Source organism: Pseudomonas sp. GW821-FHT02A08 (assembly GCF_059422045.1).
In genome coordinates this window covers 1-20,941 of record NZ_JBWKWD010000046.1, presented here as the reverse complement: position 1 = coordinate 20,941, position 20,941 = coordinate 1, and the positions used below count along the sequence as shown (strand labels likewise).

The following is a 20,941-nucleotide window of genomic DNA, read 5'->3' as shown; positions in this document are numbered from 1 at the left end:
TATCGACGTACTGAATTACCAAAGGGCAACGCTATAGCTCACCAGCAGACGCACTTCATCGGCATCGCGAGCAGAGTAGTTGGAGCGGTAGGTGGCATTGCGCAAACGCACGGCGACATCCTTGAGTGCGCCGCTTTGTACAACATATTTAATCTCGGAGTTGCGTTCCCACTCTTTGCCTTCGTCACCGTTCTTGAGCTTGATGTTGTCACCGCTCACGTAACGGCTCATGAAGCTCAGGCCGGGGACGCCGAGGGTGACGAAGTCGAAGTCATAACGCGCTTGCCAGGAGCGTTCTTCGGCGCCGGCAAAGTCGTTGATCTGGACGAAGTTCACCAGGTACGGGTCGCTGCCATCCACATACGGGAATGCGCTGTCGCCGGACATGTGCTGGTAGCCCGCGCTGAACTTGTGCCCGCTCAAGGCGTAACTCAGCAGACCATTGAGGGACTTGTTGTCGATCTTGCCGCCACGGGCCTCGCCCTGGTCGTCACTGATGGCAAACCGCAGGTCGCTGGCAAAAGTGCCGGGGCCGAATGGCTGCGAGGCGATCAAACCGAGGAAGTGCTGGTTGTAGACTTCATCGAGTTGCGCGAAGTGGTAGCTGCCGGTGATCTTGTCGGTGAACTTGTAGTCCACGCCGCCAAAATCGAAGTGCTTGCCGGCCACCGTTCCGGCGAAGCGGCTGTTCTTGTTGTTGAGGGCAATGTCCTCGAAGTCGGTGCTGTCGCGATCCTTGGCCTTGTCCAGGCGCCCGCCGGTGAAGGTCAGGTTCTTGATCTCTTTGGAGGTCAGCATGCCGCCTTCAAAGGTCTGCGGCAGGATGCGCCCGTCGTTGGCCTTGAGGATCGGCAGTTCCGGAATCAGGCTGCCGATTTTCAGCTCGCTGGCGGAGACTTTCATTTTGCCGGTCAGGCCGAGCTTGGAATATTCGTCGACGGCTCGCCCATCGTCGGTCGGCAGCAGGCCGGTACCGGTGCGGTCCGGGCTTGAGTCGAGCTTGACCCCCAACATGCCCAGCGCATCGACACCGAACCCCACGGTGCCGTCGGTGTAGCCTGATTTCAGATTCAGCATGAAACCCTGGGCCCACTCGTCGCGCTTGGACTGTTGGGCACTTGTACCGTCGCGAAAATCGCGATTGAAGTACATGTTGCGGGTTTCGAAAGTGGCCGAGCTGTCGTCGACGAATGCGGCCTGGCTCAAAGGTGAAAAACCGGCAAGGGCGGCAGCGCTGGCAAGCGCAGTGTGACTGAAACGGGAGAGGCGGGCAGGCGCGATAGCCTGGGTCTGCAGGGACTGCATGGATGACTTACTCCGTTTATTGTTCTTATTTGTCGAAAACGCTTCGAGGCGTTTTTCGTATCGCTGTGTGGCTGCAGCGACGGCAGTCGAAACTGTCCGTGGCTGGACTGTAACGGGCTAACCTTTCGCTAACCTTTCAGCTGACTTTCACGGTTTTCGGGCTTCACAGCGGCGGTTGCGGCTGTAAACTTCGCGCCAGAGAATGGCGTCGACCATCCCGGAATGAGGTAAAGATCCATGCGTGTCCTGCTCGTCGAAGACCATTTGCAGCTCGCCGAAAGTGTCGCCCAGGCGCTCAAGAGCACCGGGCTGACCGTGGACGTTCTGCACGATGGCGTGGCAGCCGACCTGGCGCTGGGCAGCGAGGAATACGCCATGGCGATCCTCGACGTCGGCTTGCCGCGCATGGATGGTTTCGAAGTGCTGGCGCGTTTGCGGGCGCGGGGCAAGAACCTGCCGGTGTTGATGCTGACCGCCCGCAGCGACGTCAAGGACAGGGTCCACGGCCTGAACCTCGGCGCCGACGACTACCTGGCCAAACCGTTCGAACTGACCGAACTCGAAGCCCGGGTCAAAGCCTTGTTACGCCGCAGTGTGCTGGGCGGTGAGCGCATTCAGCGTTGCGGTGTGCTGGCCTACGACCTGGAGACCCGGCGTTTTACCCTCGGCGAAGAGTTGCTGACCCTGACTTCCCGCGAGCAAGCCGTACTCGAAGCCCTGATCGCGCGTCCCGGTCGGGTGATGAGCAAGGAGCAACTGGCGTCGCAAGTGTTCGGTCTTGATGAAGAGGCCAGCCCCGATGCGATCGAAATCTACGTGCACCGCCTGCGCAAGAAACTCGATGGCCAGCCGGTCGCCATCGTGACCTTCCGCGGCCTCGGTTACTTGCTGGAAAGCCGCGATGCATAAGCCCAGCAGCCTGCGCTGGCGGTTGCTGTGGAACCTGGCGCTGCTGCTGGTGGTGTTGATGCTGGCCAGTGGGTTGAGCGCCTACTGGAACGGTCGTGAAGCGGCTGACACGGCCTATGACCGGACCCTGTTGGCCTCGGCGCGAACCATTGCCGCCGGCGTCTCCCAGCGCGACGGCACCCTGAGTGCCGACGTGCCCTACGTGGCCCTCGATACGTTTGCCTACGACAGCGCCGGGCGAATTTTCTACCTGGTCAACGACATCAATCAGAAGCTGATTTCCGGTTACGAAAACCTGCCGGCGCCACCGCCGGGAACGCCGCGCACCGATGACTATCCGGCGCTGGCACGCTTCTACAACGCCCAATATCGCGGGCAGAACGTGCGCGTGGTGAGCCTGCTCAAACCGGTGAGCGAGCCGAACATGAACGGCATGGCGGAAATCCGCGTAGCGGAAACCGATGAGGCGCGGGTGAGCATGGCCCGCAGCCTGGCGACAGATACTTTGCTGCGCCTGGGCATGCTGGCGGGTGGGGCCTTGATGTTGGTGTGGTTCGCGGTGAGTGCCGCGTTGCGTCCGCTGGAACGCTTGCGCACGGCGGTGGAAGAGCGCCAGCCGGACGATCTGCGGCCCTTGCCGTTGGTGGAAGTGCAGCGCGAATTGTGGCCGCTGGTGCGCGCACTCAATCACTTTACCGAGCGCTTGCGCGGGCAGTTCGAGAAGCAGGCGCAATTCATCGCCGATGCCGCCCACGAACTGCGCACGCCGCTGGCGGCGCTCAAGGCACGCCTGGAACTGGGCATGCGCTCAGCCGAGCCCGAAACCTGGCGCAGCACGCTGGAGACCGCCGCCCAGGGCACTGATCGCTTGACCCATCTGGCCAATCAGCTGCTTTCCCTGGCACGGGTCGAAAACGGCGCCCGGGCGATTGCCGAAGGCGGCGCGCAGTTACTCGACCTGAGTCAATTGGCCCGGGAACTGGGCATGGCCATGGCGCCGTTGGCCCATAAGCGTGGTATCGCGCTGGCGCTGGAGGCGGATGAGCCGGTCTGGCTGCGGGGCGAGCCGACGCTATTGAACGAACTACTGAGCAATCTGGTGGATAACGCGCTGGCTCACACGCCGCCGGGTGGCAACGTGATTCTGCGGGTCTCGGCGCCTGCCGTGCTGGAAGTCGAAGATGATGGCCCCGGTATTCCCCTTGAGGAGCGCGATCGGGTATTCGAGCGCTTTTACCGACGCAATCAGCAAGTGGCAGGTTCCGGATTGGGACTGGCGATTGTCGGTGAGATCTGCCGCGCGCATCTGGCGCAGATCAGCCTGCATGATGGTGAGCGGGCGGGGTTGAAGGTGCGGGTGAGCTTTGTTGCAGGGGATTGATGCGGCGTCTGTTATGGCCTATTCGCGAGCAAGCCCGCTCCCACAGGGATTTGTGGTGCTGCATAGATCCAATGTGGGAGCGGGCTTGCTCCGGGCGGCGTTCCGACGAAGGGGCCAGCGCGGTCTTTGATCAGTAAAACATCGTGCGCGTTTCTTCCAGGTCGGCGCACATCGCCTCGTCGTCGATGTCGATGCCAAGAGCATTGAAGGCCGGCACGCTCAACGGATCAATACGAGCGAACGGATGGTCGGTGTCCTTGTGGCAATACAGGCTGGCCACCTGCACCAGATCCACATAGTCGACCTGCGCCGACAGGCGTTTGAAATTCAGGTAGAGCTGCGGCACCTGCACCAGCATGTCGGGAAAGTCCCAGACCCTGAGCAGTTTTTCGCCGATCAGCGGATGAATCCGGTCGATCACATGGTTGAGGCTGACCGGGTCGGACAGCAGCTCATAGTGATCTTCGGCATAGGTCAGGATCGGCAGCACGCCGATCTGATGCACCAGCCCGCCAAGGGCAGCCTGGTCGGGCTTGAGCCGGGTGTAGCTGCGGCACAGGGCGTAGCTGACGCCGGCGATTTCCAGGCTTTTGCGCCAGACATCGCGCATCTTCTGTTCCACCACGTCGGAGCGGGCATGGAAAATCTGCTCCATGACCAGGCCGATCGCCAGGTTACAGCTGTAGTTGATGCCCAGGCGGGTGATCGCGGTATGCAGGTCGGTCACTTCCTGGGCCGCGCGCAACAGCGGGCTGTTGACCACTTTGATCAGGCGTGCCGACAGCGCGGTATCACGGCCGATCACTTTGCTCAGGGTGCTGACGCTGACTTCCGGGTTTTCCGCGGCCTTGCGAATCTGCAGGGCCACTTCCGGTAACGTTGGCAGAACCAGGTCATCGTTATTGATGGCCTCAACCAAATCCTGTTGGACCTTTTCCGCCAGCTTGCTCATTTAATCTCTCTAGGTGTTGCGCCAAGTGCTGCCGTTATTGCTGGATTTCGCGATCGCGGTCCAGTTCATAAGGCAGGTCGAGCAGCTGCAAGGCCGGCCCTTCGAGCGCGCCCAGGTGGATATCTCCACTTTCTGCTGCTTCGGCTTGCAACACAGCCAGGAGTTCAATGGTCTGTCCGGCGCGGGCAGCCAGCACCACTTCGCCGATGGAGCTGCCATGGGTCGGGGAAAACAGCGGGGTACCCGGTTCAGGCAGTTCGCCGGCAGCCAGTTGCAGGCGATACAGGCGGCGCTTGAGTTTGCCCAGGTACTGCATCCGCGCGACGATCTCCTGCCCGGTGTAGCAACCTTTCTTGAAGCTCACGCCACCGATCGCTTGCAGGTTGAGCATCTGCGGGATGAACAACTCGCGGGTGCCGGGCATGACCTGACCGATCCCTGCGCGGACCTGGCCCAGCAGCCATTGATTCAGATCGCCTTCGCTCAGCACTGCCGAAAGCTTGCCTTTGACCGCGTCGGCAAGACCTGCGGCGACCCACAGTTCGGCGCGTTCAGGCGAGACACGGATGGCAATCAGCCCATCGTTGCGCACGACGCTGTCGGTTTCTGCCGGCAGGTCCAGGCCGATGCTGACCAGTGCGGCATCACCATGGTCAACGCCGAAGCGGACCCAAGCGGCACTTTCGTCGGTCAGTTTCGACTTGGAAAACACCGCGTATTTTTTCAGGTCCGCCAGTTGCGGTTCGAGCAATTCGCTGGCCATGGCCAGGACCACGCCGTCACCCTCGAGCAGGATGCGGAAACTCGATTGCATCCGGCCTTTTTGCGTGCAGCGCGCACCGAGGCTGGCCCGGGTATCGCTCAAGTAATTGAGGTTGCAGGTCAGTTGGCCTTGCAGGAATTTGCTGGCGTCCGCGCCGCGGACCGCGAGAACGCCTTCATGAGAAAGAGTGCAGAAAAAAGCAGAATCGGCCATGGGTCATCGCAGGGTAAAAAGTCTGGAGGACATCATAAGGGGCTGCCTTGGAAATGGGTAGTTAACAAAGGTTCGTCGGTGCCCGACCAAAGCCGACTGTTCGACGGTGCGCGGGCCTGTATACTTGCGGCCTATTTGAGGAGCGCTCCATGGTCGAAGATGTTGAACTGAACCGCCTCTTTTGGCACAGCCGCCGTGGCATGCTTGAGCTTGACGTGTTGCTGGTGCCGTTCACGAAAGAGGTTTACGCAACGCTCAACGAAGTGGATCGCGCGTTGTACGTCCGACTGCTGACGTGTGAGGATCAGGACATGTTCGGCTGGTTCATGGAACGCAGCGAATCGGAAGATCCCGAGCTGCAACGCATGGTTCGCATGATCCTGGACCGTGTCCAGCCCAAGTAACGGGTTCGAATGCCGCTGGCATGCCTCGCGGCAGTTGCTGGCGGCGTATCTCCTGGCCCAGCTGTTCGCGTTGGGTTCGTTGTTTTTACTGTCAATTCCGGTCTGGGCCAGTTTGCTCGGTGTTTTTGGCTGTCTGCTGCATGGCTTTTGGGTGCTGCCGCGTCAGATTTTGCTGACGCACCCACAGGCATTCTGCGGCTTGCGGCGCGATGCCGATGGCTGGCAGTTGTGGAGTCGAGCCGGGGGGTGGCAGCCCGTGCAACTGAGACCGGACAGCCTGGCGCTGCCATTGGTGGTGGTGCTGCGTTTTCGACTGCGTGACGAGCGCCGGGTCCGGGCCATTTGCGTACCCAGGGATGCGCAGGCGGCGGATGTGCACCGACGCCTGCGGGTCCGGCTCAAATTCAGCCGACGTAGGTGGGCGGCACCAGAATAGTGTCCAGAGCGACCGGCAACATGTCCGGGTAGTCGAGGGTGTAATGCAGGCCACGGCTTTCCTTGCGCTCCATGGCTGACAGAATCATCAGCTCGGCCACCTGGGCCAGGTTGCGCAACTCGATCAAATCCCGGCTGACCTTGTAGTTGCTGTAGAACTCGTCGATTTCATCCAGCAACAGTTGCACGCGGTGTTGCGCCCGTTGCAGACGCTTGTTGGTGCGCACGATGCCAACGTAGTCCCACATGAATCGCCGCAGTTCATCCCAGTTGTGCGCAATGATCACGTCTTCATCGGAATCGGTGACCTGGCTCGCATCCCAGACGGGAAGGGGGGCCGGCATCGGCACCCGGGGCAACTGTTCGAGAATGTCCGCGGCCGCCGAGCGGGCATAGACGAAACATTCCAGCAGCGAGTTGCTGGCCATGCGGTTGGCGCCATGCAGGCCGGTGAAACTGGTTTCGCCAATGGCATACAGCCCCGGCACATCGGTACGACCCTGTTGATCGACCATCACGCCGCCACAGGTGTAGTGCGCTGCCGGGACCACCGGAATCGGTTGTTTGGTGATGTCGATGGAAAATTCCAGGCAGCGTTCGTACACCGTCGGGAAGTGCGCCTTGATGAAGGCTTCGGGCTTGTGGCTGATGTCCAGGTAGACGCAATCGACACCCAGTCGCTTCATTTCATGGTCGATGGCCCGGGCGACGATGTCCCGTGGCGCCAACTCGGCCCGTGGGTCGAAGCGTGGCATGAAGCGCTCGCCGTTGGGCAGCTTCAGGTGGGCGCCTTCGCCACGCAGGGCCTCGGTGACCAGGAAGCTCTTGGCTTGCGGGTGATACAGGCAAGTAGGGTGGAACTGGTTGAATTCCAGGTTCGCCACCCGGCAACCCGAGCGCCAGGCCATGGCAATGCCATCGCCACAGGCGCCGTCAGGGTTACTTGTGTAGAGGTAAACCTTGGCCGCACCACCGGAGGCGAGGATCACAAAGCGGGCGCCGTAGGTGTCGACTTCGCCGGTGCCGCGATTGAGCACATAGGCGCCGAGGCAGCGATCACCTTCGAGTCCCAGGCGTTTCTCGGTGATCAGGTCAACCGCCACCCGCTGCTCCAGCAGCTCGATGTTCGGTCGTTTCCGGGCCTGGTCGAGCAGGGTGGTGAAAATGGCGGCGCCGGTGGCATCGGCGGCATGGATGATGCGCCGATGGCTGTGGCCGCCTTCGCGGGTGAGGTGGAACTCGAACCCGCCATCTTCGTTACTCGAGTGTTCATCGCGGGTAAAGGGCACGCCCTGGTCGATCAGCCATTGAATCGCTTCCCTGCTGTGCTCGACGGTAAAACGCACGGCGTCCTCATGGCACAGGCCACCGCCGGCATTGAGGGTGTCATCGACATGGGATTCAACGGTGTCGGTGTCGTCCAGCACGGCCGCAACGCCGCCCTGGGCCCAGAACGTCGAGCCATTGGCGAGGTTGCCCTTGCTCAGAACGGCAATGCGCAAATGACCGGGCAAGGTCAGCGCAAGGCTCAAGCCGGCAGCACCGCTGCCAATTACCAGAACATCGTGTTGAAACTGTTGGCTCATTTCAGGATTCCGCTCAAAGCGACCCGGGTCGGGGTTGGCGCAGCTGGATTGTCGAGTCAATGCAAGCCGCACAGCCCACTAGTATATAGAGGGGGGGAGCGGCACAATACCCGAGCTGGCATGGCATTGTGAAACTACCGTGACGCAAAACACCGGTCGCTTCGTCGGATGTTTTTCTGCCCGTTGGGCGCGAGAATGACTGTATCGCCGATTTAACAGTCTTTTTCCCTTCACGGTTGCACAATGTCGGGTTGGTACGGCTATAAATATTTGGAACTTTTGCCAAAGGGCCAAGATCAATAGACGGATGCCTGAAACAAGGGACAGTGTCGGTTTCAGTGGGGATTGCAGTTCTGTCCTTGCTGAAGAATCCGATGACAAGATTATCCGCGCAGCCGGGTCAACTCGTGCTGCGCTTTTCGTGCGTGCCAAATCAGAGCCCGCAGGAAACTTGCCTGGAGGGGGAGAACTTTTGCGAAAAGCACGAGTCTATGTTTGCAAGTCTGGTGGTTTACTTCTGCAAGCCTCCTCCGAGCTCATCGAGGAGTGTTCATGCTAACCCAGGAAGAGGATCAGCAACTGGTCGAACGCGTTCAGCGCGGCGACAAGCGTGCTTTCGATCTGCTAGTGCTGAAATACCAGCACAAAATTCTCGGGTTGATCGTGCGTTTCGTGCACGACACCCATGAAGCCCAGGATGTGGCACAAGAAGCCTTTATCAAGGCATACCGTGCACTTGGAAATTTTCGCGGAGACAGCGCGTTTTATACGTGGCTTTACCGCATCGCCATCAACACGGCGAAAAACTATCTGGTTTCACGCGGCCGTCGGCCGCCGGATAGCGATGTCAGTTCCGAGGATGCAGAGTTCTACGATGGCGATCATGGCCTCAAGGATCTCGAGTCGCCAGAGCGGGCCTTGCTGCGGGATGAGATCGAAGGCACCGTCCATCGAACCATTCAGCAACTGCCGGAAGATTTGCGTACGGCTTTAACTTTACGTGAGTTTGATGGTCTGAGTTACGAGGACATTGCGAGTGTCATGCAATGTCCGGTAGGCACCGTGCGCTCCCGGATCTTCCGCGCCCGGGAGGCCATCGACAAAGCCCTGCAGCCGTTGTTGCAGGAAAACTAAAGACAGCGGCGACAGCCAAGAGAGGAACGCCATGAGTCGTGAAGCCCTGCAGGAATCGCTGTCCGCAGTGATGGATAACGAAGCGGACGAATTGGAATTGCGTCGGGTATTGAATGCCTGTGACGATGTTGAAACCCGTGAAACCTGGGCTCGTTACCAGATCGCTCGGGCAGTGATGCACAAGGATCTGCTGCTTCCACGCCTGGACATCGCCGCGGCTGTTTCTGCTGCCCTGGCTGACGAAGCCGTACCGGCAAAACCTTCCCGTGGTCCGTGGCGCAGCCTGGGTCGTCTGGCGGTCGCAGCTTCCGTGACCCTGGCGGTGCTGGCCGGTGTGCGTCTGTACAACCAGGATGAGATCGCCGGCGTCGAATTGGCCCAGCAATCCACCCAACCCGCGCTGGCCGCTCCTCAAGTAAAAGGCCCAGCCGTTCTGGCAGGCTACAATGAGAGTTCGGATGCTACCGGCCCAATGGCCAACGGCGTATTGCAAGGTCAGCCAGGCTGGCACGATCAGCGTCTGCCAGGTTACTTGCGCCAACACGCACAACAGGCTGCACTGAAAGGCACTGAGAGCGCTCTACCGTACGCTCGTGCCGCAAGTCTGGAAAACCGTTAAGGAGGATCATGCGCGCCATACCTCTACTTTCGCTTCTGCTCAGCGGCTGGTTCATCGTTCCAGCCCAAGCTGATGATGCCCAGGACTGGTTGACCCGCCTGGGCCAGGCAGAGCAGCAGCAAAGCTTTCAGGGTACTTTCGTCTACGAGCGTAACGGTAGTTTTTCTACCCATAACATCTGGCACCTGGTCCAGGATGGAAAGGTCCGAGAGCGATTGATCCAGCTCGACGGCTCCGCTCAGGAAGTCGTTCGCATTGATGGGCAAACCCAATGTGTCAGCGGCACACTGATAGCCGGGCTTGGGGACTCCCCGAACTCCGCTGCCCGTGCACTCGATCCTCAAAAGCTCAAGAATTGGTATGACCTCGCCGTCATCGGCAAGTCGCGTGTCGCCGGGCGTCCGGCGGTGATCGTATCGCTCAAACCCCGCGATCAGCACCGCTACGGCTTTGAACTGCATCTGGATAAAGAGACCGGCCTGCCTCTGAAGTCCTTGCTACTGGACGACAAGGGGCGGTTGCTGGAGCGCTTTCAGTTCACGCAACTGGATACCGCTGACGTTCCTTCCGAAAAAGACCTGCAGGCCAGTAATGATTGCAAGCCGGTCAACCTCGAGAGTGACAAGGCTTCTGCCGTCAAGTCTGCCCAGGTCTGGCGTTCCGACTGGTTGCCGCCCGGCTTCGAGTTGACCAGCAGCACCGCTCGCAAGGATCCGCAGACCAAGACCCAGGTCAACAGCCTGATGTATGACGATGGTCTGACGCGCTTTTCGGTATTCCTCGAGCCGTTGAATGGCGCAACAGTCACCGACACCCGTACTCAGTTGGGGCCGACCGTTGCGGTTTCCCGGCGCCTGGCCACGGCACAGGGCGACATGATGGTGACGGTCGTCGGCGAGATACCGGTCGGTACCGCTGAACGGATAGCGCTTTCGATGCGCACCGACACCACTGCAACCAAGCAGTGAGCTGAATTCGAAATGTTTCGTGAGCATTTCAATTTGCAAAAAACCCGGAAATTTCTTATAGGTCAGAGCCCCTCGGCTCTGGCCTTGTTTGTTGTTCCCGGAACAAAAATACCGGCGTATTGTTCCCGGTGTTCCTTGCTCCATATCGCTTAACCATGCTCGTCGTAACGGGAGCCGTATGTCGATACCTCGCTTGAAGTCCTACCTCTCCATTATTGCCACCGTGCTGGTGCTCGGTCAGGCGGTCACCGTCCAGGCGGTCGAATTGCCTGACTTTACGCAACTGGTCGAACAGGCCTCGCCTGCGGTCGTAAACATCAGTACCACGCAAAAGCTGCCGGACCGCAAAGTCAGCCAGCAAATGCCCGACCTCGAAGGCTTGCCGCCAATGCTGCGCGAATTCTTCGAACGGGGCATGCCGCCACAATCGCGCTCACCTCGTGACCGTCAGCGTGAGGCAACCTCCCTGGGCTCGGGTTTCATCATCTCTTCCGATGGCTATATCCTGACCAACAACCACGTGATCGCCGATGCTGACGAAATCCTCGTCCGCCTGGCCGATCGCAGCGAAATGAAAGCCAAGTTGATCGGTACCGATCCACGTTCCGACGTGGCGCTGCTGAAAATCGAAGGCAAGGATCTACCGGTACTGAAGCTCGGTAAATCCCAGGACCTGAAGGCTGGCCAATGGGTTGTCGCGATCGGCTCGCCATTCGGCTTTGACCACACAGTGACCCAAGGCATCGTCAGTGCCGTTGGTCGCAGCCTGCCGAACGAAAACTATGTGCCGTTCATCCAGACCGACGTGCCGATCAACCCGGGTAACTCCGGTGGCCCGCTGTTCAACCTCAACGGGGAAGTGGTCGGGATCAACTCGCAGATCTATACCCGCTCCGGTGGCTTCATGGGCGTGTCGTTTGCAATCCCGATCGATGTGGCCATGGATGTTTCCAATCAGCTGAAATCCGGTGGCAAGGTCAGTCGTGGCTGGCTGGGCGTCGTGATTCAGGAAGTGAGCAAGGACCTGGCCGAGTCGTTCGGTCTGGAGAAACCGGCCGGTGCGCTGGTGGCCCAGATCCAGGATGATGGTCCGGCTGCCAAGGGTGGCCTGCAAGTGGGCGACGTGATCCTGAGCATGAACGGTCAGCCAATCGTGATGTCGGCCGACCTGCCGCACCTTGTTGGCGCGTTGAAGGCTGGCACCAAGGCCGATCTGGAAGTGATTCGTGACGGCAAGCGCAAGAATGTCGAATTGACGGTCGGCGCGATTCCGGAAGAAGGCAAGGAGCTGGATGCGCTGCCAAAATCCGGCATCGAGCGCAGCAGCAATCGTCTCGGAGTTTCCGTGGTCGAGCTGACTGACGAGCAGAAGAAAACCTACGACCTCAAAGGTGGTGTGCTGATCAAGGAGGTGCAGGACGGTCCTGCCGCTCTGATCGGCTTGCAGCCGGGTGATGTGATCACCCACCTGAACAACCAGGCCATCGGTTCCACCAAGGAGTTCGCGGACATCGCCAAGGCGCTGCCAAAGAACCGCTCGGTGTCGATGCGGGTACTGCGTCAGGGGCGTGCCAGCTTCATCACCTTCAAGCTGGCTGAATAATCCGGTTGTTGGTTGAATAAAAAACCGCCTCGAAAGAGGCGGTTTTTTTGTGTCCGGACTTTTTGTCGTCGGGGCGTCAGCCCATCATGTCCTTGATCATGCGCTCCTGCTCCATCAGCTCGCGTTGTCGCGCGTCGATCCGCGAAGACAGCGGGAAGTTGCTGCCAGCCCTGCGTTTGGCGAAGTCCAGTTGCTGAATGGCCTGTTTGTAGTCGCCGACCAGTGCAAAGTACTCGGCGCGAGCCTGATGCAGGCCAATGATATTGCCCGACAGGCCGCGCGTTTCGGCAACCTGATACCACACGTCCGGATCATCCGGGCGCGACTTGAGCAGGCCTTCGAGGGCTTTCTCCGCATCCGCGGTACGGTTTTGCTTGAGCAGCAGGTCGACGCGCATCTGGTTCAGCGGGTAGTTGCCAGAGTATTGGCCCATCAACCGGTCAACCCGGGACTGGGCGTCCGCCAGGCGATTGTTGGTGATGTCCAGATCGACCTGAGCCAGATTGTAGATGATTTCGTTGGGTGACTTGGCCAGCAACTGCTTGAGGTTTTCCCGTGCTTCGTTCAGTTGGCCGCCCTTGATCTGGGCGATTGCCAGGCCGTAGCGAGCCACGTCGTTTTTCGGGTTCTCGTCGAGCTGTGCGCGAAAGCGCTTGGCGCCAAGCCCCGGGGTTTCTTCATAGATCAGCTGTACGCGTGCGCGGATCAGTTGGTAGCGCATGCTGTCTTCGATACCGCCCGCTGGAAACTGTTCGGCGCGGTTGCGGGTGTCGGCGATGCGCGATTCGGTGACCGGGTGAGTCAGCAGAAATTCCGGTGGCTTGGCATCGTAGCGGTACTGACGCCCCAGGCGCTCGAACATCGTTGGCATCGAGCGGGGATCGTAACCGGCCTTTTCCAGATTGAGGATGCCGATACGGTCGGCTTCCTGCTCGTTCTGGCGGGAGAATCGCCGCTGTTCCTGGATGGCTGCGGCCTGTGTGCCGGCAATGGCTGCAATCCCGGCATCACCGCCACCTGCGGCTGCCAACACGATACCCGCCAGCAATGCAGCCATCATGGGTACTTGCATGCGTTGCTGCGCTTCGACGCCTCGGGCAAAGTGGCGTTGCGACAAGTGAGCCAATTCGTGCGCCAGTACTGAAGCGTATTCGCCTTCGGTCTGGGCATAGAGGAACAAGCCGCCGTTCACCCCGACGATCCCGCCGGGTGCCGCAAAGGCGTTGAGCTGCGGGCTGTTGATCAGGATGAATTCCAGGCGCCGGTCTGTGACCTGGCTGGTCTCGACCAGTCGGTAAACGCTGGATTCCACGTAATTCTTGAGTTGCGGATCGTTGAGCTGCGAAACCTGACTGCGCAACATGGCCAGCCAGGCACGGCCGAGCTGGTATTCCTGTTGCGGTGAGACAATGGCAGAACTGGCGTCGCCGAGTGACGGCAGGTCGTCGGCGAAGCCCGGTGAGGCGAGCAGGCAAGCGAGCGTCAGCAGGGTAGGGCGCAAAAATGTCATGCACAAAGCCTTAGTCGACAAAGACCTTACTGTAGCCGGACACCGACGTTGCGACCAGATATTCTAGGCAACTCAACCACCTGACCCGGAGTGATGCAATGACCGACGCTGTAGAGCATGACGTTGAACTGGACGCCAGTGGCCTGAATTGTCCGTTGCCGTTGCTCAAGGCCAAGATGGAGCTCAACCGGCTGGCCAGTGGTGCGGTACTCAAGGTCATCGCCACCGATGCGGGTTCGCAGCGCGACTTTCGCACCTTTGCCCGATTGGCCGGTCATACCCTGCTTCGTGAAGAAGATGATGCGGGTGTTTACCGCTACTGGTTGAAAAAAGCCTGAAATCGGCTGCGTTTGCTCCTAAGGATTATTGATGTTCAAAGTGTTACGCGACTGGATTCAGCGCTATTTTTCCGATGAAGAAGCGGTGGTGCTGGCTGTCCTGCTGTTTCTGGCATTCACCGTCGTACTGACCCTGGGCGGTATGCTGGCGCCGGTGCTCGCCGGCATGGTGCTGGCTTACCTGATGCAGGGGCTGGTGGTGGCCCTTGAGCGCCTGCGCGTGCCGGGCTGGGCAGCGGTGGGGTTGGTTTTTGCGTTGTTCATGGGGTTGTTGCTGGTATTCATCGTGGTTGTCGTGCCGTTGCTGTGGCACCAACTGATCACGTTGTTCAACGAGTTGCCCGGCATGCTTGCCAAGTGGCAGTCGATATTGCTGTTGCTGCCCGAGCGCTATCCGCACCTGGTATCGGATGAGCAAGTACTGCGGGCCATCGAAGTGGCGCGGGGCGAAATCGGCAAGTTTGGTCAGTGGGCGCTCACGTTCTCGCTGTCGAGCCTGCCATTGCTGGTGAACATCATGATCTACCTGGTGCTGGTGCCGATCCTGGTGTTCTTCTTTCTCAAGGATCGGGCCATGATCGGCCAGTGGGTGCGCGGATACCTGCCCCGTGAGCGGGCGTTGATCACTCGGGTCGCCCATGACATGAACCGGCAGATCGCCAACTATATTCGCGGCAAAGTCATCGAAATCTTCATTTGCGGAGGCGTGACCTACATCGCCTTCGTTGTCCTTGAGCTCAACTATGCGGCGCTGCTGGCCCTGCTGGTGGGGATTTCGGTGGTGGTGCCTTATGTCGGCGCCGTGGTGGTGACCGTGCCTGTGTTTCTGATTGCACTGTTCCAGTGGGGCTGGAGCGATCAGTTCATCTACTTGATGGCGGTCTACGGGATCATTCAGACGCTCGATGGCAACGTGCTGGTGCCCTTGCTGTTCTCGGAGGCGGTCAACCTGCACCCGGTGGTTATCATCTGCGCAGTGCTGTTGTTTGGCGGGTTGTGGGGATTCTGGGGGGTGTTCTTCGCGATTCCCCTGGCGACGCTGTTCAAGGCCGTGCTGGACGCCTGGCCGCGCAAGGAGCCGGAGGTGGCGCCGTTGCTTTAATTCTTCGGTGAGGCTGATGGCCTCTTCGTCGGAACGCCGCCCGGACCAAGCCCGCTCCCACAGTTGACCGAGTTGTTCAGGCGAACAAGGTCCAATGTGGGAGCGGGCTTGCCCGCGAAAGCGTCCGGATAGGCGCTATATGAGTCAGGCTTTGTCGAGGGCCTGAGCCGCCGCCAAAACAGCATCGACATGCCCTGGCACCTTCACACCACGCCACTCCTGGCGCAGCACGCCATTCTTGTCGATCAGGAAGGTGCTTCGATCCACGCCCATGTATTCCTTGCCATAGAGCTTTTTCAGCTTGATCACGTCGAACAGTTGGCAGATGGCTTCGTCCTTGTCGCTGATCAGCTCAAAGGGGAATTCCTGTTTGCACTTGAAGTTCTCGTGGGATTTCAGGCTGTCGCGAGACACGCCGAACACTTCGGTGTTGGCGGCCTTGAACGCAGCGTACTGATCACGAAAGCCTTGCCCCTCGGTGGTGCAGCCCGGGGTGCTGTCCTTGGGGTAGAAGTAGATCACCACTTGCTTGCCCTTCAGGCCCGCCAGGCTGACGGTCTGCCCGCTGGTGGCGGGGGCTTGGAAATCGGCAACCGGTTGGTCGATGGCAACGGCCATGAAAGCTTCCTTACATTGGGTTCTGTGGGCGCCAGGGCTCGATCAGGGCATCGAGGTTCAGCGCGTCGGCAAAATCCAGGAACTGATCGCGCAGCCAGCTGATTTGCACGCCGGCCGGCAAGGTCACGGTAAACGTGGCGTTGAGCATGGTGCCGCCGGTCTGCGGAGCCTGGTAGGTGTCACAGGTCAGGTTTTCCAGCTCGACATTGTGGTCCATGAAGAACTGGCACAGCTCGTTGATGATGTCCGAGCGGTAGGCCGAGCTGACATAAGCGACGTACGGCAGGGCCTGTGGGCGGTTTTCCAGGGCCGCGCTGCGCACCACGTTGACCGTGAAGGCATGCCGCTTGGCCAAAACCGGCAGGCTGCCTTCCAGGCGTGCCAGGGCATCCCAGCTACCGGAGATTTCCAGTACCAGGGCACTGCATTCGCCATGGCGGGTCAGGCGAGAGGTGACAACGGCGCAGCGGTTTTCATGGCTGGCGCGGCACAGGACGTTGGTCAGCTCCATGGGGTTGGCGCCGAGGGCACTGATAACAAGGAATTGTTCGCGAACTGTGGGGGTGGACATGCAGCATTCCTAAAGCGATGAGCGGTCGGTACGTCCAGAAGGCGTTTTGCCGGGAGCGAGCCTGCGGATGCGAATTCAGAAAACCCCGGAAGGCAGGTTGCGACGTGCTCCGGCAGGGCGGGAGCGAGAGGCGGCAACGCTGGATCAGGGCTTGTGATGCCGAAAATGGAGGCTGAAACCCGACGCACGAGCTTGTCTGTACCGATCAAAGTCTGAAGGGTAGCGAAAACCGGCGCCAAGGGGAATGGCGGCAGCACAGTACTTCGCTTGTGCAAGCATCTTGGCGCCAGTACCATTACGGCTCTCTTTTTCCGGCAGGAGCGGTTTCATGATTGCGGGCAGTATGGTGGCACTGGTCACACCCATGGATGCACAGGGGCGTCTTGACTGGGACAGCCTCAGCAAACTCGTGGACTTCCACCTTGAAAACGGCACCCATGCCATAGTCGCCGTCGGCACCACCGGCGAATCGGCAACCCTCGACGTCAACGAGCACATCGCAGTCATCCGTGCCGTGGTCAAGCAGGTCAACGGTCGTATTCCGGTGATCGCCGGTACCGGTGCCAATTCGACCCGCGAAGCCGTCGAACTGACCCGTAATGCCAAGGAAGCCGGCGCCGATGCCTGCCTGCTGGTAGTGCCGTACTACAACAAGCCGACCCAGGAAGGCCTGTACCTGCACTTCAAGCACATCGCCGAATCGGTCGACATCCCGCAGATTCTCTATAACGTTCCCGGCCGCACCTCCTGCGACATGCAGGCCGAAACCGTGATCCGACTGTCCACCGTGCCGAACATCATCGGTATCAAGGAAGCGACCGGCGACCTCAAGCGCGCCAAGGCCATCCTCGACGGCGTAAGCAAGGACTTCATCGTCCTTTCCGGCGATGATCCGACCGCGGTCGAGCTGATCCTGATGGGCGGCAAGGGCAACATCTCCGTCACCGCCAACGTCGCGCCGCGTGAAATGGCCGATCTGTGCGAGGCCGCCCTCAAGGGTGATGCCGAGACTGCACGGGCAATCAACGAAAAACTGATGCCGCTGCACAAGGACCTGTTCATCGAAGCCAACCCGATTCCGGTGAAGTGGGCTTTGGTTGAAATGGGCCTGATGCACGAAGGCATTCGCCTGCCGTTGACCTGGCTGAGCACACCTTGTCACGAAACGCTGCGCACGGCCCTGCGCCAGTGCGGCGTCCTGGTTTAATTGAGGAAGTACAACGCATGAAGCGAATGGCCGGACTTTCCGCACTTGCCTTGATTATCTCCAGCACCAGTGGCTGTGGATGGATCTGGGGCCCGGAAGGTTATTTCCGTGACCGTGGTAGCGATTACCTGGAAGCGCAACAGACTGCACCGATGCAAATACCGCAGGATATCCACACCGCCAAGCGTCTGGATCCGCTGTTGCCGATCCCGCGCAACGTGGCCGATGACACCGCCAAGGGCGAATACATCGTTCCTCGGCCGCAACCGCTGACCGCGGGTGCCGACGCCAGTGCCTACTCCCTGCAGAAGAGCGGCGGCACCAGCTCCATCCTGGCGCAGAATCCGCCGGCTGAAATCTGGCCCGTGGCCGTTCAGTTCTTCCAGGACAACGGTTTCCGTCTGGATGAACAGCGTCCGCAAACCGGCGAGTTCACCACGACCTGGCAGCATTCCGACGAACTGTCCGCGGCCATGGCCAAGCGCCTGGGCGCGGCCGGCGTCAGCACGGACAGCGAAACCCGCGTGCGGGTGCGCATCGAGCCGGGCGTGCAGCGCAACACCAGTGAAGTCTACGTGGTCAGCGCCGAACGTCCTGCCGGCAGCACCGCCGACGTGGCCTTCACCAATCGTTCGGTCAACACTGGCCTGGACGCGGCACTGGTCGACGACATGCTCGCGAGCATGAGCCGTATCTCCGAGAAGGGCGGTTCGGTCTCCATGCTGGCTTCCCGTGATTTCGACGCGCCAAGTCGTGTCAGCCTGAGTGAAGACGGCAGCGGCAACCCTGTGCTGAACGTCGGCACCGACCTGGATCGTGCCTGGTCGAGCGTTGGTCGTGCACTGGAGCAAGGCGAATGGCGTGTCGAAGACATCAACCGCAGCTTGGGCCTGTACTACATCAACCTGGCCGAAAAAGCCGAGAGCAAAGACGACAAGCCAGGCTTCTTCAGCAGCCTGTTCGGCAGTGCGCCGAGCAAGGAAGAGCGTGAAGCCCGTGCCGAGCGTTATCAGGTTCGCCTGAGCAAGGTTGGCGAGAACGTCCAGGTTACGGTCGAGAAAAACATCAACACCGTGGCGCCGGCAGATGTGGCGCGTAAGGTGTTGAGCGTGATTCAGGACAACCTGGGCTGATCACATGCGTTTTGCCGTTCTCGGCAGCGGTAGCCAAGGGAACGGCACGCTGATAGCCAGCGCTGATACGTACGTATTGGTGGATTGTGGTTTTTCCCTGCGGGAAACCGAAAAACGCCTGCTGCGCCTGGGTGTGAGCCCTGCGCAGCTGAGCGCGATACTCGTGACCCACGAACATGCCGACCACGTGCATGGCGTGGGTTTGCTGTCTCGGCGCTACAATCTGCCTGTCTACCTCAGTCGCGGGACCTTGCGCGGGATGCGCAAACCGATTGAACCCGCAGGCTTTCTGGCCGGCGGCGAGCAGTTGCAAATCGGCGACTTGAGCATCGGTGTCATTGCCGTGGCCCACGATGCACAGGAACCGACGCAATATGTTTTCAGTGACGGTTTGCGGCGCTTCGGCCTGTTGACCGACCTGGGTTCGTATTGTGACAAGGTGCTGGACGGCTATCGGGACCTCGATGCGTTGATGATCGAGTCCAATCACTGCCGTGACATGCTGGCTCGCGGTCATTACCCGTACTTTCTCAAGCAACGGGTGGGCGGTGAACTGGGACATCTGAATAACCACCAGGCGGCATTCCTGGTGGCCGAGCTGGGCTGGAAAGACCTGCAGCACCTGGTCCTGGCCCATCTGAGCAGCAAGAACAACCTGCCGCGGCTGGCCCGGCAATGTTTTGTCGACACCCTCGGGTGCGACCCGGACTGGCTGCAACTGGCCGATCAAGATTCAGGGCTCGACTGGCGTCACATCGCCTAGCCCATCTACTTAGCAAGCGGAGCCCATCATGGAAAAACGTGAAGAACTCTACCGCGGCAAAGCCAAGTCGGTTTACAAGACCGACGACGCTAACCGTTTGATCCTGCTGTTTCGCAACGACACCTCGGCGTTCGATGGCAAGCGTATCGAGCAGCTCGACCGCAAAGGCATAGTGAACAACAAGTTCAACGCCTTCATCATGCAGAAGCTCGAAGCGGCTGGCGTGCCGACCCAATTCGACAAATTGCTGGGCGACAACGAATGCCTGGTGAAGAAGCTCGACATGATCCCGGTCGAGTGCGTCGTGCGTAACTACGCAGCCGGCAGCCTGGTCAAGCGTCTGGGTGTCGAAGAGGGCATGAAACTCAACCCTTACACCTTCGAACTGTTCCTGAAAGACGACGCCAAGGGCGACCCGTTCATCAACGAATCCCACGTCGTGGCCTTTGGTTGGGGCACCGCCGAGCAACTGGTTCGCATGAAAGAGCTGTCGCTCAAGGTCAATGAAGTCCTGAGTAAGCTGTTCGACGACGCTGGCCTGCTGCTGGTCGACTTCAAGCTGGAGTTCGGCGTGTTCCACGATGGCTCCATCGTGCTGGGCGACGAATTCAGTCCGGATGGCTGCCGTCTGTGGGACAAGGCCACCGGCAAGAAAATGGACAAGGACCGCTTCCGTCAGGGCCTCGGTGACGTCATCGAAGCCTACGAAGAAGTCGCCAATCGTCTGGGCGTACCGCTTTAACCGACGCAAGCATCTGATAGCACAGAAATATTTCGCTTAGGGGGTTCGCTTCCTGCGAAAGTGTTGTTATGATGCGCGCCGTTGGAGAGATGCCAGAGTGGCCGAATGGGACGGATTCGAAATCCGTTGTACCTTCACCGGTACCTAGGGTTCGAATCCCTATCTCTCCGCCATTATTGAATAAGACTAAGCCCCTGAAATGGTTAAACGTTTCAGGGGCTTTTTCGTTTCTGTCGCATTGATCGGGGGCATTTCGTGTCCCGGCATTTTTGGCGCGATACCCGTCATGCTCTTGGGGTCCCTGAGTATCCATTTGCCGTAGGGCTTTCTCATCATTGTTGTATCTATATGTCCAGGTGACGTGGATTGGGTTCGCTGCTGTCCCGGTGCTTTATATAGATGCTGTAGGTTCTCGTGGTGGCAACCCGGGCGCTTTGGTAAGGAAGAAGAATTTTCAGGTGGGGGGTTGACCACGGTTTTTAATGCTGTACTATTCGCCTCCCGCTAACGAGCAGTTTGATGTGGCTCTTGGTTTAAGTGGTTGATTTTGTTGAAAAATCAGAAACTTTTAAGGTTGCAAATTGAAAAGATGCGCTGTAAGATGTGCACCTCGGTTGAGACGAAAGCTCTTAACCAACCGCTCTTTAACAACTGAATCAAGCAATTCGTGTGGGTGCTTGTGGAG

The 20,941-nt window shown here is 59.5% G+C and carries 21 protein-coding genes and 1 tRNA gene; 15 read left to right on the top strand and 7 right to left on the bottom strand.

Translation table 11 applies throughout. The features are described 5' to 3' along the window. Nucleotides 1–15: 15 nt before the first annotated feature. Nucleotides 16–1,305 (bottom strand): OprD family porin, encoded by a 1,290-nt coding sequence (locus tag AC07W4_RS24620; protein WP_495034319.1) that lies wholly within the window; start codon nucleotides 1,303–1,305, stop codon nucleotides 16–18. Between the two features lie 237 nt (nucleotides 1,306–1,542). On the opposite strand from AC07W4_RS24620, the gene AC07W4_RS24615 reads away from it, so the two are divergent. Continuing rightward, nucleotides 1,543–2,214: a response regulator gene (locus AC07W4_RS24615; RefSeq protein WP_007979804.1), complete on the top strand. Its 672-nt coding sequence runs from the start codon at nucleotides 1,543–1,545 to the stop codon at nucleotides 2,212–2,214. After that, on the top strand, nucleotides 2,207–3,595 hold the full coding sequence (locus AC07W4_RS24610) for a sensor histidine kinase N-terminal domain-containing protein (protein ID WP_495034318.1): 1,389 nt from the start codon (nucleotides 2,207–2,209) through the stop codon (nucleotides 3,593–3,595). Before AC07W4_RS24615 ends, AC07W4_RS24610 begins: the two co-directional genes overlap by 8 nt. A gap of 130 nt (nucleotides 3,596–3,725) precedes the next feature. Here AC07W4_RS24610 and AC07W4_RS24605 read toward each other — a convergent pair whose 3' ends face one another. Together AC07W4_RS24605 and ygfZ are read right to left on the bottom strand one after the other, a co-directional pair. Continuing rightward, a complete protein-coding gene (locus tag AC07W4_RS24605; protein ID WP_495034317.1) occupies nucleotides 3,726–4,547 on the bottom strand; it encodes an HDOD domain-containing protein in 822 nt (273 codons plus the stop codon). 34 nt (nucleotides 4,548–4,581) lie between these two features. Further along, on the bottom strand, nucleotides 4,582–5,523 hold the full coding sequence (gene ygfZ, locus AC07W4_RS24600; protein ID WP_495034316.1) for a CAF17-like 4Fe-4S cluster assembly/insertion protein YgfZ: 942 nt from the start codon (nucleotides 5,521–5,523) through the stop codon (nucleotides 4,582–4,584). A gap of 149 nt (nucleotides 5,524–5,672) precedes the next feature. Here ygfZ and AC07W4_RS24595 point away from each other — a divergent pair, with 149 nt between their 5' ends. Both AC07W4_RS24595 and AC07W4_RS24590 read left to right on the top strand, forming a co-directional pair. Next, nucleotides 5,673–5,927: an FAD assembly factor SdhE gene (locus AC07W4_RS24595; protein ID WP_007979797.1), complete on the top strand. Its 255-nt coding sequence runs from the start codon at nucleotides 5,673–5,675 to the stop codon at nucleotides 5,925–5,927. Then, nucleotides 5,911–6,363: a protein YgfX gene (locus AC07W4_RS24590; protein WP_495034315.1), complete on the top strand. Its 453-nt coding sequence runs from the start codon at nucleotides 5,911–5,913 to the stop codon at nucleotides 6,361–6,363. The genes AC07W4_RS24595 and AC07W4_RS24590 overlap by 17 nt, the downstream gene beginning before the upstream one ends. Here the strand turns inward: AC07W4_RS24590 and nadB are convergent. After that, nucleotides 6,332–7,948 carry an L-aspartate oxidase gene (gene nadB / locus AC07W4_RS24585; RefSeq protein WP_008050737.1) on the bottom strand — a complete coding sequence of 539 codons (1,617 nt, stop codon included), beginning with the start codon at nucleotides 7,946–7,948 and terminating at the stop codon, nucleotides 6,332–6,334. The two genes, AC07W4_RS24590 and nadB, sit on opposite strands and share 32 nt — an antisense overlap. 552 nt (nucleotides 7,949–8,500) lie before the next feature. Here nadB and rpoE point away from each other — a divergent pair. The 4 genes from rpoE to AC07W4_RS24565 all read left to right on the top strand — a co-directional run bounded on the left by rpoE (nucleotide 8,501) and on the right by AC07W4_RS24565 (nucleotide 12,272). Then, the gene (rpoE, locus tag AC07W4_RS24580; protein WP_003172477.1) at nucleotides 8,501–9,082 is read left to right on the top strand and encodes an RNA polymerase sigma factor RpoE/AlgU; all 582 of its coding nucleotides are present in this window, start codon (nucleotides 8,501–8,503) and stop codon (nucleotides 9,080–9,082) included. 31 nt (nucleotides 9,083–9,113) lie between these two features. Next, on the top strand, nucleotides 9,114–9,701 hold the full coding sequence (locus tag AC07W4_RS24575) for a sigma-E factor negative regulatory protein (RefSeq protein ID WP_008050741.1): 588 nt from the start codon (nucleotides 9,114–9,116) through the stop codon (nucleotides 9,699–9,701). A gap of 8 nt (nucleotides 9,702–9,709) precedes the next feature. After that, entirely contained in the window at nucleotides 9,710–10,669 is a 960-nt protein-coding gene (locus tag AC07W4_RS24570) for a MucB/RseB C-terminal domain-containing protein (protein ID WP_008050742.1), read from the top strand. Nucleotides 10,670–10,847: 178 nt separating this feature from the next. Next, complete coding sequence (locus AC07W4_RS24565; protein ID WP_008050744.1) at nucleotides 10,848–12,272, top strand: DegQ family serine endoprotease; 1,425 nt, start codon at nucleotides 10,848–10,850, stop codon at nucleotides 12,270–12,272. 76 nt (nucleotides 12,273–12,348) lie between these two features. Here AC07W4_RS24565 and AC07W4_RS24560 read toward each other — a convergent pair whose 3' ends face one another. Continuing rightward, nucleotides 12,349–13,782: a M48 family metalloprotease gene (locus tag AC07W4_RS24560; RefSeq protein ID WP_008050746.1), complete on the bottom strand. Its 1,434-nt coding sequence runs from the start codon at nucleotides 13,780–13,782 to the stop codon at nucleotides 12,349–12,351. A 98-nt stretch (nucleotides 13,783–13,880) separates the two neighbouring features. Here AC07W4_RS24560 and AC07W4_RS24555 point away from each other — a divergent pair, with 98 nt between their 5' ends. Further along, nucleotides 13,881–14,120: a sulfurtransferase TusA family protein gene (locus AC07W4_RS24555; RefSeq protein ID WP_007996208.1), complete on the top strand. Its 240-nt coding sequence runs from the start codon at nucleotides 13,881–13,883 to the stop codon at nucleotides 14,118–14,120. A 31-nt stretch (nucleotides 14,121–14,151) separates the two neighbouring features. Further along, nucleotides 14,152–15,222 carry an AI-2E family transporter gene (locus AC07W4_RS24550; protein ID WP_008050747.1) on the top strand — a complete coding sequence of 357 codons (1,071 nt, stop codon included), beginning with the start codon at nucleotides 14,152–14,154 and terminating at the stop codon, nucleotides 15,220–15,222. Between the two features lie 144 nt (nucleotides 15,223–15,366). On the opposite strand, the gene AC07W4_RS24545 is transcribed toward AC07W4_RS24550, so the two are convergent. Beyond that, complete coding sequence (locus AC07W4_RS24545) at nucleotides 15,367–15,840, bottom strand: peroxiredoxin (protein ID WP_008050748.1); 474 nt, start codon at nucleotides 15,838–15,840, stop codon at nucleotides 15,367–15,369. Between the two features lie 10 nt (nucleotides 15,841–15,850). After that, nucleotides 15,851–16,411 carry a glycine cleavage system transcriptional repressor gene (locus AC07W4_RS24540; RefSeq protein WP_007979776.1) on the bottom strand — a complete coding sequence of 187 codons (561 nt, stop codon included), beginning with the start codon at nucleotides 16,409–16,411 and terminating at the stop codon, nucleotides 15,851–15,853. Nucleotides 16,412–16,739: 328 nt separating this feature from the next. Between AC07W4_RS24540 and dapA the strand changes: the two genes are divergently transcribed. The 5 genes from dapA to AC07W4_RS24515 all read left to right on the top strand — a co-directional run bounded on the left by dapA (nucleotide 16,740) and on the right by AC07W4_RS24515 (nucleotide 20,429). Further along, a complete protein-coding gene (gene dapA / locus AC07W4_RS24535; protein WP_008050749.1) occupies nucleotides 16,740–17,618 on the top strand; it encodes a 4-hydroxy-tetrahydrodipicolinate synthase in 879 nt (292 codons plus the stop codon). 17 nt (nucleotides 17,619–17,635) lie between these two features. After that, nucleotides 17,636–18,751 carry an NlpB/DapX family lipoprotein gene (bamC, locus tag AC07W4_RS24530; protein WP_008050751.1) on the top strand — a complete coding sequence of 372 codons (1,116 nt, stop codon included), beginning with the start codon at nucleotides 17,636–17,638 and terminating at the stop codon, nucleotides 18,749–18,751. Nucleotides 18,752–18,755: 4 nt separating this feature from the next. Next, nucleotides 18,756–19,514, top strand: coding sequence for an MBL fold metallo-hydrolase (locus tag AC07W4_RS24525; RefSeq protein ID WP_008050753.1), 759 nt, complete (start codon nucleotides 18,756–18,758; stop codon nucleotides 19,512–19,514). A gap of 28 nt (nucleotides 19,515–19,542) precedes the next feature. Continuing rightward, complete coding sequence (gene purC, locus AC07W4_RS24520) at nucleotides 19,543–20,256, top strand: phosphoribosylaminoimidazolesuccinocarboxamide synthase (RefSeq protein WP_495034314.1); 714 nt, start codon at nucleotides 19,543–19,545, stop codon at nucleotides 20,254–20,256. 83 nt (nucleotides 20,257–20,339) lie between these two features. Then, nucleotides 20,340–20,429: transfer RNA gene (locus AC07W4_RS24515), tRNA-Ser, on the top strand. Nucleotides 20,430–20,941 lie beyond the last annotated feature (512 nt).

Coding starts and splice junctions, on each gene's coding strand:
- AC07W4_RS24620 (WP_495034319.1), bottom strand. CDS start 1,305: ATGCAGTCCCTGCAGACCCAGGCTATCGCGCCTGCCCGCCTCTCCCGT.
- AC07W4_RS24615 (WP_007979804.1), top strand. CDS start 1,543: ATGCGTGTCCTGCTCGTCGAAGACCATTTGCAGCTCGCCGAAAGTGTC.
- AC07W4_RS24610 (WP_495034318.1), top strand. CDS start 2,207: ATGCATAAGCCCAGCAGCCTGCGCTGGCGGTTGCTGTGGAACCTGGCG.
- AC07W4_RS24605 (WP_495034317.1), bottom strand. CDS start 4,547: ATGAGCAAGCTGGCGGAAAAGGTCCAACAGGATTTGGTTGAGGCCATC.
- ygfZ (WP_495034316.1), bottom strand. CDS start 5,523: ATGGCCGATTCTGCTTTTTTCTGCACTCTTTCTCATGAAGGCGTTCTC.
- AC07W4_RS24595 (WP_007979797.1), top strand. CDS start 5,673: ATGGTCGAAGATGTTGAACTGAACCGCCTCTTTTGGCACAGCCGCCGT.
- nadB (WP_008050737.1), bottom strand. CDS start 7,948: ATGAGCCAACAGTTTCAACACGATGTTCTGGTAATTGGCAGCGGTGCT.
- rpoE (WP_003172477.1), top strand. CDS start 8,501: ATGCTAACCCAGGAAGAGGATCAGCAACTGGTCGAACGCGTTCAGCGC.
- AC07W4_RS24575 (WP_008050741.1), top strand. CDS start 9,114: ATGAGTCGTGAAGCCCTGCAGGAATCGCTGTCCGCAGTGATGGATAAC.
- AC07W4_RS24570 (WP_008050742.1), top strand. CDS start 9,710: ATGCGCGCCATACCTCTACTTTCGCTTCTGCTCAGCGGCTGGTTCATC.
- AC07W4_RS24565 (WP_008050744.1), top strand. CDS start 10,848: ATGTCGATACCTCGCTTGAAGTCCTACCTCTCCATTATTGCCACCGTG.
- AC07W4_RS24560 (WP_008050746.1), bottom strand. CDS start 13,782: ATGACATTTTTGCGCCCTACCCTGCTGACGCTCGCTTGCCTGCTCGCC.
- AC07W4_RS24555 (WP_007996208.1), top strand. CDS start 13,881: ATGACCGACGCTGTAGAGCATGACGTTGAACTGGACGCCAGTGGCCTG.
- AC07W4_RS24550 (WP_008050747.1), top strand. CDS start 14,152: ATGTTCAAAGTGTTACGCGACTGGATTCAGCGCTATTTTTCCGATGAA.
- AC07W4_RS24545 (WP_008050748.1), bottom strand. CDS start 15,840: ATGGCCGTTGCCATCGACCAACCGGTTGCCGATTTCCAAGCCCCCGCC.
- AC07W4_RS24540 (WP_007979776.1), bottom strand. CDS start 16,411: ATGTCCACCCCCACAGTTCGCGAACAATTCCTTGTTATCAGTGCCCTC.
- dapA (WP_008050749.1), top strand. CDS start 16,740: ATGATTGCGGGCAGTATGGTGGCACTGGTCACACCCATGGATGCACAG.
- bamC (WP_008050751.1), top strand. CDS start 17,636: ATGAAGCGAATGGCCGGACTTTCCGCACTTGCCTTGATTATCTCCAGC.
- AC07W4_RS24525 (WP_008050753.1), top strand. CDS start 18,756: ATGCGTTTTGCCGTTCTCGGCAGCGGTAGCCAAGGGAACGGCACGCTG.
- purC (WP_495034314.1), top strand. CDS start 19,543: ATGGAAAAACGTGAAGAACTCTACCGCGGCAAAGCCAAGTCGGTTTAC.